13 protein-coding genes are annotated in these 14,190 nt (G+C 48.3%); 6 read left to right on the forward strand and 7 right to left on the reverse strand.

All coding sequences use genetic code 11. From position 1 onward, the window contains the following. Position 1 precedes the first annotated feature (1 nt). Positions 2 to 142, reverse strand: a complete 141-nt coding sequence (locus ACE1CD_RS29210; RefSeq protein WP_374827024.1) for a hypothetical protein — start codon at positions 140 to 142, stop codon at positions 2 to 4. Between the two features lie 145 nt (positions 143 to 287). Here ACE1CD_RS29210 and ACE1CD_RS29215 point away from each other — a divergent pair, with 145 nt between their 5' ends. From ACE1CD_RS29215 to cobT, 4 genes are all read left to right on the forward strand, one after another. Continuing rightward, positions 288 to 1,001, forward strand: coding sequence for a Crp/Fnr family transcriptional regulator (locus tag ACE1CD_RS29215; protein ID WP_190468826.1), 714 nt, complete (start codon positions 288 to 290; stop codon positions 999 to 1,001). Between the two features lie 82 nt (positions 1,002 to 1,083). Beyond that, positions 1,084 to 1,593: a universal stress protein gene (locus tag ACE1CD_RS29220; RefSeq protein ID WP_374799897.1), complete on the forward strand. Its 510-nt coding sequence runs from the start codon at positions 1,084 to 1,086 to the stop codon at positions 1,591 to 1,593. Between the two features lie 84 nt (positions 1,594 to 1,677). Then, on the forward strand, positions 1,678 to 2,394 hold the full coding sequence (locus tag ACE1CD_RS29225) for a DUF2232 domain-containing protein (RefSeq protein WP_374827025.1): 717 nt from the start codon (positions 1,678 to 1,680) through the stop codon (positions 2,392 to 2,394). Between the two features lie 53 nt (positions 2,395 to 2,447). After that, complete coding sequence (gene cobT / locus ACE1CD_RS29230; RefSeq protein WP_374827181.1) at positions 2,448 to 3,608, forward strand: nicotinate mononucleotide-dependent phosphoribosyltransferase CobT; 1,161 nt, start codon at positions 2,448 to 2,450, stop codon at positions 3,606 to 3,608. A 25-nt stretch (positions 3,609 to 3,633) separates the two neighbouring features. Here cobT and ACE1CD_RS29235 read toward each other — a convergent pair whose 3' ends face one another. Then, positions 3,634 to 4,005, reverse strand: coding sequence for a hypothetical protein (locus ACE1CD_RS29235; protein WP_374827026.1), 372 nt, complete (start codon positions 4,003 to 4,005; stop codon positions 3,634 to 3,636). Positions 4,006 to 5,070: 1,065 nt separating this feature from the next. Between ACE1CD_RS29235 and ACE1CD_RS29240 the strand changes: the two genes are divergently transcribed. Further along, positions 5,071 to 6,264 (forward strand): extracellular solute-binding protein, encoded by a 1,194-nt coding sequence (locus ACE1CD_RS29240; protein WP_374827027.1) that lies wholly within the window; start codon positions 5,071 to 5,073, stop codon positions 6,262 to 6,264. Between the two features lie 53 nt (positions 6,265 to 6,317). Here ACE1CD_RS29240 and ACE1CD_RS29245 read toward each other — a convergent pair whose 3' ends face one another. The 3 genes from ACE1CD_RS29245 to ACE1CD_RS29255 form a co-directional block, all read right to left on the reverse strand. Further along, positions 6,318 to 6,812, reverse strand: coding sequence for a hypothetical protein (locus ACE1CD_RS29245; RefSeq protein WP_374799905.1), 495 nt, complete (start codon positions 6,810 to 6,812; stop codon positions 6,318 to 6,320). A gap of 12 nt (positions 6,813 to 6,824) precedes the next feature. Further along, entirely contained in the window at positions 6,825 to 7,949 is a 1,125-nt protein-coding gene (locus tag ACE1CD_RS29250) for an aldo/keto reductase (RefSeq protein WP_374799907.1), read from the reverse strand. A gap of 104 nt (positions 7,950 to 8,053) precedes the next feature. After that, on the reverse strand, positions 8,054 to 8,557 hold the full coding sequence (locus ACE1CD_RS29255; RefSeq protein WP_374799909.1) for a bifunctional nuclease family protein: 504 nt from the start codon (positions 8,555 to 8,557) through the stop codon (positions 8,054 to 8,056). A gap of 325 nt (positions 8,558 to 8,882) precedes the next feature. Between ACE1CD_RS29255 and ribE the strand changes: the two genes are divergently transcribed. Next, positions 8,883 to 9,551, forward strand: coding sequence for a riboflavin synthase (ribE, locus tag ACE1CD_RS29260; protein ID WP_374827028.1), 669 nt, complete (start codon positions 8,883 to 8,885; stop codon positions 9,549 to 9,551). Positions 9,552 to 9,669: 118 nt separating this feature from the next. On the opposite strand, the gene ACE1CD_RS29265 is transcribed toward ribE, so the two are convergent. Next, positions 9,670 to 13,317 carry a peptidoglycan DD-metalloendopeptidase family protein gene (locus tag ACE1CD_RS29265; protein WP_374827029.1) on the reverse strand — a complete coding sequence of 1,216 codons (3,648 nt, stop codon included), beginning with the start codon at positions 13,315 to 13,317 and terminating at the stop codon, positions 9,670 to 9,672. 13 nt (positions 13,318 to 13,330) lie between these two features. Then, the gene (locus ACE1CD_RS29270) at positions 13,331 to 14,185 is read right to left on the reverse strand and encodes a biotin--[acetyl-CoA-carboxylase] ligase (protein ID WP_374827030.1); all 855 of its coding nucleotides are present in this window, start codon (positions 14,183 to 14,185) and stop codon (positions 13,331 to 13,333) included. Positions 14,186 to 14,190 lie beyond the last annotated feature (5 nt).

The raw sequence follows: 14,190 nt of genomic DNA on the forward strand, positions 1-14,190 counted from the left end.
ACTAAGTGTGGGGCAAGAGCCTGTACTGCGAGCGATGCTTGCCAATGGGTGTATGGGCAGTACCTTTAGTTCGATCGCCAACCCGATCCGTGTAGCCAGTGTCAAGTGCCATCGTCAACTGCTTGAGGAACAGCTCTATCAAGATAAGCTTCCGTGGTCTATTATTTATGATCGTTCCGCATTACTGGCATAGCGATTTGTTTTAAAACAATCAGCCAGTTTCAATCCAGTGGGCCTCTGTCGATCCCAGTAAATTTAATAGATACTGTTAATCACACAATGGCCTCATGCAAGACCGACTCCCTCCTCACGAAACGAATACAAATACAAATGTGAATACACTAATTCGCTCTACTCCTTTCTTTACAGGTTTACCAGAAGCGGCTGTGGAAAAAGCAACAGCCCACCTCGTCACGCGCAACCATCCAGCAAATCAGGTGATCCTGCTGGAGAACGATTGGGGTAGTTCGGTTTACTTTATATTGGAGGGTTGGGTGAAGATTCGCACCTATAACCTAGATGGTAAAGAAGTAACGCTGAACATTTTGGGCAAGGGAGAAATTTTTGGCGAAATGGCGGCACTCGATGAAGTGCCCAGATCTACAGATGTGATTACCTTAGCTCCCACGGTGATCGGTAACCTGCCCGCTCAGGATTTTGTCAATTTGATTTATACGGAGCCGATGGCAGGAGTCCGTCTGGCGCAGCTGATGGGACGTCGCTTGCGTCAAGTCAATCGCCGACTGCGCTTGCGGGAATCCGATAGTATGTCGAGGGTGGCAGATACTTTACTGTTTTTAGCAGATGGGCAAGGTAAGCGTACTTCCGAGGGTACGGAAATTCCCAATTTACCCCATCGCGAACTGAGCAGTTTGAGCGGACTGGCACGGGAGACGGTAACGCGAGTGCTGACTAAGCTGGAAAAGAAAGCTTTGATCAAGCGCGAGCAGGATACCCTTCGCATCCCGGATGTGAACGCCCTAGAACGCTTGATAATTTAACGTAATGCAACAAAAATAAGGCAAAAGCTCTTCTATGCGTTAATTTGAAAGTGAAAGAGTTTCGAGAATGAGGGAGGTCTAGATGGGGTTCAAAAAAATCCTTGTGGCACTAGACTACTCGCCTTTAGGCAGGGCCGTTTTCGATCGCGCCCTGGAGTTAGCACAAGCAACAGGTGCTAGTTTAAGGCTTTTGCATTGTATGACGAACGACACGATCGGCGAACCGATCGGGCCTATTCCCGTAGAAATGGGTTTTTACCCAGAGTTTGCAGGTTACTCCTATCGCGCTCAACCTCAACTGGCAGAAAAGCGTTTGGAAGAAGCGCAAATTATGCTGCGAAACTTCTGCCAAACTGCATCGAAGCAGGGAGTGACGGCTGATTTTGATTGTCAATTTGGGGAAGCGAGTCAGTCTATATGTAAAGCCGCTCAAAACTGGGGAGCAGATTTGTTAGTGCTGGGACGGCGGGGTCGAAGTGGATTGACAGAAGCTTTAATGGGAAGTGTGAGCAATTACGTAATGCACCACGCTCCCTGTTCGGTTTTGGTAATTCAATCTGTAGATATAGGAGCGGATGAGGGGTCTGCTTGAGAGTGAGTGCGGAGTAGGGATGAACGACAGGGGACTGGAGAGCGAAAAAAATACAAAGTCAAACTTTTGCACGAGAAGATCGTAATGAGTGAATCTTTTGAAGAAAGCCCAGAATCTGGCGCAAACGAGCCGATCGCTTCTTCTACTTCCAGTCCCGATTTGTCCGAGCCAAAGGTGCGGGCCGAGGCTCCCTTAGCGCTTGTAGAAACAGCTTTTTTAGCCAGTACTGCCAGTCTGATTTGGCTGGTGAATTACTATTTTCCCCTTGGCCCCCTATTGCGGATCTTTTTCTCGGTGCCGATCGCACTGGTTTACCTGCGCTGGGGCAATCGAGCCGCTTGGATGGGAGCTTTAGTTTCCGGATTGCTGCTGTCCGTCCTGATGGGCCCACCGCGCAGCATTCAGTTTTTTATACCCTATGGGTTGTTGGGCGTGCTGCTGGGAGCTTGTTGGCGACGCCAAACCAGCTGGGCGGTATCCATTGGTTTGGGTACGCTTTTGGGAAGCATTGGATTCTTTTTTCGGTTTTGGTTGCTTTCCATCCTGCTGGGTGAAGACGTCTGGGTGTACATCATCACTCAAGTGACACAGATGTTAGAGTGGGTATTTGTGAAGCTTGGGTTACTGATCGAGCCGAGTTTGCTGGTAATTCAGGCGATCGCCGTGGGGATGGTGCTTCTGAGTAACTTGGTTTACCTGTTCGTCGTGCATCTGGCCGCATGGCTACTTTTGGAACGTCTGGGCAATCCCATTCCTCCGCCTCCCAATTGGGTACAAGTGCTGGTGGATTACGATGAGTAAGGCAGATCTGAGGGGCAGAGGGGATGAGCGGTGAGAAAATTTTCACGCATCCGATGATAAAGATTTACACACAAACGGAACAAGGCCATCGGTGGTTGCAGCAATATCGGGGTCGTCAGCCTATATTTGCTTGTGTGTTGGGATTTACGGAAACCGGCCTGATCGAGGGGATTTCTGCGGCGGGTCGGACACCGCAGGATCGCCAATTTACAGCGATCGCAGATGCGGAATTTTTGGATCGCGGCCCTGCGCCAGATCCGAAATACCCTTTACCGCCACTGCACGCGGGTGCCTCACCGGTACTCATCTCTCGTGCGGTGGTGGAGGCACTTTCACTACCACTTTATTTATTCAATGCTGGTTTGCCCCAACCTCCATCCGTACCGACGATCGATTTAGGCGGTGCTTGGGCTCGCTGTTTAACTTCGGGCAACGCCTTAGAAATGGCAAAAGTACGCCATTTGTTCGATTTGGGGTTAATTTGGGGGGAAAAGTTAGCGGCTGTATCTAGTGAGGGCTTAATTGTTATCGGCGAGTGCGTGGTGGGGGGAACTACCACCGCACTCGCTGTTTTAACCGCTTTGGGCATTTCCGCTGCCGGGAAAGTCAACAGCAGCCATGTTACTTGCAATCATGCCCAAAAGTGGGCGCTAGTGCAGACTGGGTTAGAACGCGCCGGTTTTTGGCGTCAGGGAGAGTGGCAGATCGACACCGACGCAGGAATCGTCAATCCAAAATCCAAAATCCTAAATCCTAAATTCCTAGATCCCCTACAAGTTGTTGCCGCCGTGGGAGACCCTATGCAAGTTGCGGTAGCTGGGATCGCTCTAGCTGCCAGTTGCACCAGTGGCGTCATGCTTGCCGGTGGAACTCAGATGCTGGCTGTCTATGCTTTAATTCAAGCTATAGCGAAAGAATATTCTTTAGCTTGGCAACCGGAAAATATAGTTGTGGGAACGACCCGTTGGGTGGTAGATGACTCCAGCGGCGACACGGTTGGATTAGCGCAAATGGTTGGCTCGGTGCCCTTACTGGCGACTCAGCTGAGTTTTGCCACTTCTCGTTACGTCCAATTGCAGGCTTACGAACAAGGTTACGTTAAAGAAGGTATGGGAGCCGGTGGTTGTGCGATCGCGGCTCATCTATACGCAGGTTGGAACCAAGCTGAACTTCTCCAGGCCGTTGAAGCATTGGTAGAGCGCTACTGCGCCTAATAATCGAGCAGCACGGTTTGCTTTTTTAATGTACTCTTTGCGCCAGCAACTGTTCTTCCAGCGCTGCAATGCGATTGTAGGCTGCTGTTAGCTGTGCCGTTAGTCGCTGAATTTGAATTTCTGGTGCCAACTCTTTTTCGCGGTTATGAGAACCCGTGTCTACATAGCCAGTATCTGCCAGCACATCCTTGTGCGCCAGCGCCGCATCCACTTTGTTACTTCTATATGAATAACGGATATCGTTGAGCTTCCAGCTGGAGGTATCCGCGAGCGCACCGGATGTCTGCCTTGTTTGTGATAAAACTTCCGAGAGCTGCTTACTCAGATCCTCTACCATTTGGTAGAGGGCATCGACTTTGTTATTCACGGCGACGACTTGATTTCGTATAGATTCCATTCCAATCCCCAATTTTCCTAGTTTATTATTTCATCCTACGCAACAACGAGTTTAACTTTCTCTAACAATAGAATCATTTAATTTTTGATGCAGACTAGCTGAACAAACACTTCTATACATTGTCAAAAAACTTCAAGTTATATGGCTTGGCTGAATAAAAATACATTTCTACACGTTCTCTATTAAGAATTATGGCGCGGATGGATGTTTGCTTTGGCATAAATTTGACTTTCCAAGCCATATGCAGGGTAAACATAAACCACACTAACCACACTGAAGAAGGTGTTATAAGCTCAAGGAAGAGATTGCCCAACAGCTTACTCATCCCCTCTTATACAAAGCTTGTACGCAAACTCTTCCAGAAACGAATGGTTGTAGAATAGGAGATTAGTTAGCAAATCGATACCAATTTTAGCGTATTGCTACTAGGGCTTGCAGCTGCCAACTCCGATCGAATGTTCGTGGTGAACATTACTATACATAAAAAAGAAGATCTGTCTGCTCGCAAAGTTACATTTTTGAGCTTAACCCTATGTTAAATCTATTTAAATAGGTTCGCCAAGCTAAATAAAGCACAAATACCTAAATTCTGTCTCTACCGATTGCACAGTTGCGATCGCGCTGGAATAGATAGCAGACCGGGCAAAATCTGGTAATTTATAAAAGCAAATCAATTTTTCCTCAAAATATAACAGTCACTGACAGTTTTTCATGAAAGAAAAATGTACAAGAGAGAAAAGTTTCCGGACTGCGCCGCCACGAGGAAAAAACACTAGGCTCTTCCGTACATAGTGTGATAAGGAAAGCTAATTGGTTATCCTAATTCTTGCTGCCTAAGCATTTCCATTCCGGATGCCCAATGCCCAATGCCCAAAAAAACCCCTTTTCCACACGAAAAGTGTGGAAGAATCATCGAAATTTTTTTCCTCATTAGGGAAAGTGCTGCCCTCATGGGAAAGAATTCGGGGATCGGAGAGAAAGGGTCAAAGAGGCAGATAGCAAGTATCATCGATCTGGTAGCGATCGCTTTGATTTGAAATATCAGTCCGAAATCCTGACATTTAGATGAAAAGAAGGTTCTTCATAGTCGGCAGCAGTACCCTGGCTGTTTCTGGGCTGCTGTCAGGGTGTGGCAGTCAGCAAAAAGCTGTTCTGAAAGTCAGACTGCTGAAAAATTCTATCCCAATCCAGCTTTTAAATGAATTTAGTCAAGAGATCCAACGATCGGCCTCTTTGGATTTGGTAGCCGAAAGCCAGCTGCAATCTTTATTCACCCAACTGCAAAACTGGCAGCAGAAAGCGGAGGCAAGTAACTGGTGGTCAAACCTGCCGCTACCCTTTGGCAAACAAAAGACGATTCCGCTTGCAGATTTGGTAACATTGGGCGACTACTGGTTAGAACAGGCGATCGCGGAAAAACTGATCCAACCACTAGACCCAAAACAGCTAAGTCAGTGGCAGCAAGTACCCCAAGCGTGGCAAGAACTGGTGAGGCGGAACGATCGAGGCAAACCAGACCCGAAAGGTAAAATTTGGGGCGCACCTTACCGATGGGGTAGCACGGTAATAGTCTATCGTCGCGATAAATTTGCATCAAAGGGCTGGAAAGCACCTACAGATTGGGCAGATTTGTGGCGAAAGGAGTTAGGCGGTCGCATTTCCTTACTCGACCAACCGCGAGAAGTTATTGGCCTAACTTTAAAAAAACTCGGTCACTCTTACAACACCGAACAGTTAGAAAAAATTCCCAACCTCAAACAAGAACTGCTAACCTTACACAAGCAAGTCAAATTCTACAGTTCCAATACCTACTTGCAACCCCTGATCTTGGGCGACACCGATTTAGCGATTGGTTGGTCTAGCGACGTTCTGCCAGTTATACAACGTTACCGCAACATTGCAGCTGTAGTGCCCCAATCTGGCACCGCACTTTGGACAGACCTGTGGGTGCGTCCTTTGGGTAACAGTTCTAATTTGGATTTGGCGCAAAAGTGGATTGATTTCTGTTGGCAGCCAGAGATTGCTCGTTTGCTGTCTCGCTTTACCCCAGCAGCTTCACCGATATTGGCAGGCAAAAATCCACCCGAATTTTCTAATCCAGATAGAAATCAGCTAGTTTTGTCAACTCCCGAAATTATCAAAAAAAGCGAATTCCTGCTGCCCCTTTCCGAAAAGGTACGTCAGGAGTATCAATCTCTATGGACGGAAGTTCGTTTTCAGGGGTTAGGCGTTCGGGATAAGGGGGTAGGGGCTGCGTAAAGTTGGGTTTCGCTTCCCTCCACCCAACCTACAAAATTTGTTCAATTTTTTGTTCAATTTGCAGTTAGAGAGCGTCGAAAGCCCTGTCTGCCAAGGGTGTCGATCCGAAGATTGCAGCTTGCTGGAGTGACCCTGAAATCACAGGTATAAGTAGCCAAAACAGTTTGTTGCTGATTGACAACTCGAAGGTTGTAGCCATAACCTCTGGCTACTTGGCCAAAGTGATTGACAAATTCATAGCGTTCCAGATAATCGAGTAGAGTCCAAATTTGTCGATCGACGACAAGATCGAGGCGACGCGCATCCCGACAAGCGTACCAAGTGTCCAGCACTTGACCGCCAAACCGTTCCGAAGCCCACCAAAAACTGGGATTGCTCAGATTAATTTGAGAAATGCTATCTTCTGCGATCGCATTTTGGCATCCGCTTTGTCGGCTAATAGGAGTTCTGACCGGCACCCCTTGCGCCAGCAATAGTTGAGGTGATAAGAGGGAAAAGGCCAAAGGTAAAAGCGAAAAAACAATAACCTTTTTTCTTTTTACTTTCATAACCGCACCTTCTCATTGCCAAAGACGCCTACCAGGAGCGCCATTGAGGTGCTGGTGAGTTTCTTTGAGCAGATCGGGGATACTTAACTGTTCTGGACAACGGGGCAAACAGTCGCCGCACGAGGTACAGCGGTTGCCTTTGACACCCCAAAACCAGTGTCCGGCATTTTCAAACATAGCGTAGCGGTACTTACCGAAGTCTGTCATATCGTAGGCAACAGCAAGATTCCGCAACCGCAAGACCTCCGGAATGTTGATGTTTTCCGGGCATGGAAGGCAGGCATAGCATTGGCTGCATTTGTCCTTTTCCAAAACATCATCTTGATGGGTTTGCAAACGCTCTAAAATCTGCAATTCTAAAGATGTTAAAGGGAAATCGCTGTCTGCAACACTCAGAGGCTCGCTCAGTTCTGCTGGATTAGCTGCACCCAAGCTGAGGGTAGTAATGCGGGGGTCGCTCAACAAAAACCGATAGTTTAACTCTAAGGGCGACAAAGGATGGCATAAATCTTTCAAAGTTGGCGGCGGTGTGTAGAGGCGTCCTCCCTTATCAGCTGGTGATATGATAAACACGCCCATATCTTTTTGGTGAGCCAGTTCGACTGCTGCGGCATTTCGCTGCCAAAAATAGTAATAATGCAGATTGACAAATTCAAATAAATCTGTATTTATAGCTGCCAGAATTAAGTCTAAGGAGCCGTGGGTAGAGAAGCCAACGTATCGCACCTTACCGTCCCTAACAGCTTGCTGTATAGCTTTGATACAACCGTTCTGTACCCATTCTAAGTGTTCCCACGTATTCAACCCATGAATTGCCAGACAATCTATGGAGTCTAGTTTGAGGTTTTTGAGAGACTGTTCGATAGACCGACTCATGGCGTCCGGGTCGGGTGTGGGTGGAACTTTGGTGGTGATGCAGAGCCGATCGCGCGGCAGCGCCAACCCAGATCTGAGCCCTGCGCCAAGATACTCCTCACTTTTACCGTATCGGCTAGCGGTTTCCAAGTGATTGATTCCTAATGCCACAGCCTGCTGCACAATTTGCCTGGTATTCTCTTCTGAGTCCAAGCAACGCATCATACCCAGGGAAAACACCGAGAGGTATAAATTAGTTTTGCCAAACCGTCGATATCGCATCTGCCGATTTTAGATTTTAGATTTTAGATTTTGAGGTTGCCACGGTCAGTCTGGAAACACAAGCGCGATTCGAGATGAATCCAAAATCCAAAATTCATATATTGCTAGGCTTCGCCATTACTGAAGCCACCGCGCTGGATAAAATCCTCCGGCCTAATTTTATCAACAAATTCCCGGAAAGCTCTCCTTTCGGCCTCATCAGCTTCTCGATCGACTGGAATAGAAGCATCGGCAACTACTTCTTCCATCACCCAAATGGGAGTGCGAGTGCGGAGGGCGATCGCGATCGCATCGCTGGGACGAGCATCAATCTCTTTTTTGACCTCGCCCTGTCGTACAGTCATAATGGCATAGAACGTATTGTCTTGTAGCGAATGAATGATGATCCGCTCCAAGGTCATACCCCAAGCTTCTAACAGATTGACAAAAAGGTCGTGGGTGAGGGGCCGAGGAGGGGTTTGGTTTTCCAGGGCACCAATAATTGACTTGGCCTGATCCTGACCGATATAAATCGGCAGAGCCCGTCGGTCTGTCGAATCTTTCAGAAGCACTATTGGGCTGCGTGTGATTGCATCCAGTGCAATTCCAGCGACTTTCATTTCAATCATCGGCTTGGCCTCTAAAATACCTTGGGCAAAGGGTGGTTAAAGTTAAAGGATAAACTGGTACTGGGCAGCTGTGGACAGAGACCAAGTACTTATGTTTCTTAACACTAAATCGATTAACCGACCGACAGTCAAGACTCGGTTAAGTCAACCGATGCTATTTAACTAAGAGGGTCTTTACATCCCAGTATGCCCTGACTTGAAGCCGATTCTAACTAGAGATCCCGCAATTCGATCGAAAACTTAGACTTTCCCTCTGGGAAAATAGTTGCATCAGCGGGAAAATCAACCAGATTGTGCAAAAAGCGATTTTTTGAGCTAAAAAACGGTGTTTACAGGATTAATCCAAAGTCTAGGAACGATTCATCTGCAAGCAGAAGACAAATTACGGATATCTTGCTCTGGCAGGGCCGCAGATCCGATTTTGCAGGATCTAGCGATGGGCGACAGCGTAGCTGTGGATGGGGTTTGCCTGACCGTGGAGGAGATTTTGCCAGTAGGGTTTGTGGCAGATGCTTCGCCGGAAACACTGCGGCGGACGACATTGGGAGGAAGGACAGAAGAAGATGTCTGGGTAAATTTAGAAACGGCTGTACGGGTAGGCACTAAGCTGGGCGGCCATTTTGTTACAGGTCACGTAGATGGTATTGGTTGCCTGCAAACTGTAGAGCTTGCCGGCAATTCTTGGGAGATGAGTTTTACAGCGCCTGAGTCGATCGCCCGTTACATTGTCCCGAAAGGCAGTATTGCCGTCAACGGTATCAGCTTGACTGTGGCAGATTGTAACTCGGCTGGCACTTGGTTTAAAGTGGCTGTGATTCCTCATACCTTTGCCCAAACCAATCTCTCCCATCTCAAAATCGGCAGTTGGGTGAATTTAGAAGGAGATATTCTGGGCAAATACATCGAAAAATTGCTGCTTTCCCGTTCTAATGGCGTTTTTGCACATCAAGACGAAATTACACCAGCCTTTTTGACGGAACACGGTTATCTTTGAGGGGCCTTGAAAAGTCAAAAGTCAAAAGAAAGAAGAGTCAAGCAAAAATTCTTCCCTTTTCCCATGCCCCATGTCCCATTTCCCTAGAGTTTTTGACTTTTGACTTTTGACTTTTGGCTTATGGTTTATGGGGCAGAATGGGAACTTCAGGTAAACGATAAGCAGACTCTTGGGTTACCCAAATGGGGAGTTCCGGCGGTCGGAAGTTAACTTGTTGGGCAGAAGTTAACCGATCGTTGGTTTGCACAGTCCTAGATAGCGGCGCTTCATAGGGTGGTGTTTTAAGTACGGGAATCCCAGGTAACTGGGAATTAATCGGCTTAGCGCTAGATAAGGGTACTTCCTCCGTTGGTGTGTTGATTACCGGAATCGGAGGTAACTGGGAATTAATTGGTCTGGTATTAGATAGGGGTACTTCCTCCGTTGGTGTGTTGATTACTGGAATCGGAGGTAACTGGGAATTAATTGGTCTGGTATTAGATAGGGGTACTTCATCAATTAGTGTGTTGATTGCGGGAATCGGAAGTAACTCGGAATTAATTGGTCTGGTGCTAGATCGGGGAAATTCCGCAGTTGGTGTGTTGATTGCGGGAATCGGAAGTAACTCGGAATTAATTGGTCTGGTGCTAGATCGGGGTACTTCATCAATTAGTGTTTGAAGTACCGGAATCCGAGGTAACGGTAAGTTTATAGGCCGAGCGCTCGATAGAGGAACTTCCTCAGTTAGTGTTTTAAGTACGGGAATGCGAGATAACTGAGAATTAATCGATTGAGCGCTCGATCGGAGAACTTCCTCAGTTGGTGTGTTAAGTACCCGAATTGGAGGTAATTCGGAATTAATCGACTGAGCGCTCGATCGGAGAACTTCCTCAGTTGGTGTGTTAAGTACCCGAATTGGAGGTAACTGAGAATTAATCGGTTGAGCGATCGATCGGGGAACTTCCTCTGTTGGTGTTTGAAGTACCGGAATTGGAGGTAACTCGGAATTAATCGGTTGAGCGATCGATCGGGGAACTTCCTCTGTTGGTGTGTTAAGTACCCGAATTGGAGGTAACTCGGAATTAATCGGTTGAGCGATCGATCGGGGAACTTCCTCTGTTGGTGTTTGAAGTACCGGAATTGGAGGTAACTGAGAATTAATCGGTTGAGCGCTGGATAAAGGTACTTCAGGTGATGGTACATTGCGTATCCCACTTTCCGGTAACTCATTCTCGCTGGATTGCTGTTCCGGTAACGGCATCAGGGATGGCGGCGTGTTGGGTATTGGGACTTCGGGTAACTGGGAATCGGTGAGTTCGTTCCCAGAAGGAGGCAACTGCGGTAACTGTGGTGAAGTGTTGGGGATAGCACTTTGAGGTGGCTGGGAGTAAACTTGTGGGGGTTCGGGTACTTGGGTTTGTGTTTGTTCAGGCTTGATTTCCTCTGTGAGTTGGTTAGGTTTCAAGGCTTTGACTAATTGAGCCAAACCATACTCCAGTTGAGCGCGTGGGTCCATCGCAATCCACCCTTCGGATGTTTTTTCCCGCACTTCAAAATGAAGATGAGGGCCGGTGGAGTTGCCTGTACTGCCCACCAAACCGATCGCACTTCCCTGTTGAACCCACTCTCCTGGGTTGACTAAAATTTCTGAGAGGTGACCGTAACGGGTTTCTTGAGAGTCGTTTTTATGACGGAGAATAACGGATAAGCCGTAGCCGCCTAAGAAGTCTGCGATCGCTACTCTGCCGGCGTGAGCGGCTAAAACAGGGGTTCCCATTGGCGCACCTAAGTCTGTCCCAGCGTGGAAGCGACGATCGCCGCTGATGGGATTAATTCGCCAGCCAAACAGGGAGGTAATTTGGGCGGGAACAGCTAGGGGAAAGGCGATCGGTAATTTACTGTTTTCCGATTCGGCTGGTGATGTTTGGGGCTGTTTGTAGTTGTAGCTTAATGTTGGATTGGGAAGCGTTTCATTACCTGTTATCTCAGTATCTATTTGGTTGTGAGGGGTTGTGTTGGGAGCGTTGCTCAAACTATTTTGTCTGCCCAAACCAACATTGCCGGAGTCGATCTTGGCCGGACTGATATTGATATGTCCAATTGTTGGCGGCGTTACCTCTTGAGGCTTGGGTTTCGAGGCGGTTCGATCGGGAAGAGGCTGACGTTTTTTCCCAGATGAAGAAGAGAGGCGATTTTTTTGGGAAGAACGGCTGAACTTTTCCAGCGATTGCTCTTGGTTTTGAGGTGCTGAGGGCAAACGGCTGATTCGATAAGAACGGGGTTGTTCTTCGTTTTGTGGTGTTAAGCGCAAACGACTAATTCTGTTTTGACGCGGCTGTTCTTCGTTTTGAGCTATTGAGGGTAAACGACTAATTCTGTTTTGACGGGGTTGTTCTTCGTTTTGAGGCGTTGAGCGCAAACGGCTGATTCTATATTGACGGGGTTGTTCTTGGTTTTGAGGTGTTGAGCGCAAACGACTGATTCTATATTGACGAGGTTGTTCCTCCCTTTGGGGTGTTGAGCGCAAACGATTAATTCTTTGGGAACGTTGCTGTGGCTCGGTTTCAATGGGACGGGGCAGGCGGCTTAAGTAGTAGGAACGCGATGAGCGTTCGACTTGAGTAGATCGCGCCACCCGCAGTTGAGAGGAACGGGGTGAGGGATTAGTTTGAGTAGAACGCGCCACCCGACTTTGGCGATAAGAACGGGCTAATCGCTCGCTGCGAGGAGAACGTGTCACGCGACTCGTTTCGTAGGAACGGGATGAGCGCTCGGTTTGCGCGATCTGCGCTACGCGACTTTGGCGGTAAGAACGGGATGAGCGTTGGGTTTGTTCGACCCGCGCTACGCGACTTTGGCGGTAAGAACGAGATGAGCGTTGGGTTTGTTCGCTCCGCGCTACGCGATTTTGGCGGGAAGAACGAGATGAGCGTTGGGTTTGTTCGCTCCGCGCTACACGACTTTGGCGGTAAGAACGAGATGGGCGTTGGGTTTCGTAACCCACGCGATCGGTCTGGTAGGAACGGGGAATATCTCGTATTCTTTGACGCCGAAGAGTGCTGTAGCTATTGCTGGCGACGGCGGTTCTTCTCACGCTGGTTCTAACCGATGCCGCTGGGCCACCGCAGCGACTGCCTGCAACTCCTCTATTTCGGTAAACTGTTTGACAACCTGTGGAACGTTCCGACAGTACAACAGAGGTAGGTGGTTCGTAGGCGCGAGCGGTTGATTCCCGTCTCCTGGTGGCACCGATGCTGTAATCGGTTGGGTCAATGTAAGAGTTACCGCCGGTCGATTGCGAGGTTGTGGCCCTTTGTCCTACTCGCGATCGCTGCGTCGATCCGGCACGAGAGCGTCTTCTATTTACTGGTGCGGCTGGTCTGGGCGGCTCCGGTGCGGGGTCTGCCGATACGGCTTTGGGCATAATATCGGGAATTTGGGCGATGACAAACGCATCGGATGATGTTTGATTTTTTGCCCAAACCATGCTACCACTCAGAAGTCCTAAACCGCTGACGCAACCAATTCCCTGTACCAGCAGGAAACGATGCCAAAAGCTGATGCCTGCGCTTCTTTCGGAGGGGTTAGGATCGTGCCCGGTCGATCGAGCTGCGGTTGTGTCAATTTGCCGATCTTCTGTAGACGAATAGTTTACTTGCTTGTCGGGATAAACTGGTTCCACCATCTCCATCACACCGTTATTTTGTTCAACACTTTTAATATAGGGATTGGTCTCGGTCAGGATTTCAGATTTCAGATTTGAGATTGCAGATGAAATTTGTTGCATCTGCAATTACCCATTAGCCATTTCCCAGTCCCATCTCTCCATAGCCCAGACTGATTGTACCGGGCGGGAGGTAAATTTCTGAAGAGGGAGCAACCCCCGTTGGGTGGAGGCAAACTCGCAAGTCGCCATCGACAGAAACACCCACGACTACTCCTGAGCGTCCGTTGACTTCGATCGATCGCCCGATGCTTGTGAGTAGATTTTGGTAAAACGGCAACACGGAATCTATGCCTTTTTGTTGCCAGTACTTGTATCCAGACATCAACCCTACTAGAGTAATGGCGGCTAATGTTTCTAATGAAAGGGTTGGGCTGGGATGATTTGTGAGAAAAGATACTAGATTAATGCCGTTTTCTGGAACTTGGTTAGTCAAGTTAATGCCCACGCCAACTACTGCTTTGCTAATGCGCTCTCTGTTTACCCTGGTTTCGGTAAGTATGCCGCCCAATTTGCGCCCTGAAAGTATTAGATCGTTGGGCCACTTGAGCGAGACCGGTAGGTCGTACTCGCGCAAAATTGTCGCGATTCCCCAAGCTCCGCACATAGTCAGTTGTCCAGCCTGCCGAGCGGCTACGTTGGGAGTTAAGGCCACAGATAAGTATAATCCACCGGCAGAAGAATGCCACTGCCTTCCCCATTGTCCCCGTCCGGCTTTTTGCTCAATGGCGATGACTGCGGTGCCTTCTTCAGCGCCTCGATCGAGCAATTCCCACACCTTCTCATTAGTTGAGGGCAGAGTTTCAAAAAGATGAAGTGAAATATCTAAGTGTTGACTTTGTGAAAGGTTGACAAGCGATCGCTCTTGTGCGACAGAGTGATTTCGCACTGACTCAAGTGCTGCTGCAAACTGTTGCCGATCGAATTCCACGATTT

The sequence above is a fragment of the Aerosakkonema sp. BLCC-F183 genome, assembly GCF_041929145.1.
In the GTDB taxonomy this organism is placed as follows: Bacteria; Cyanobacteriota; Cyanobacteriia; order Cyanobacteriales; family Aerosakkonemataceae; genus Aerosakkonema.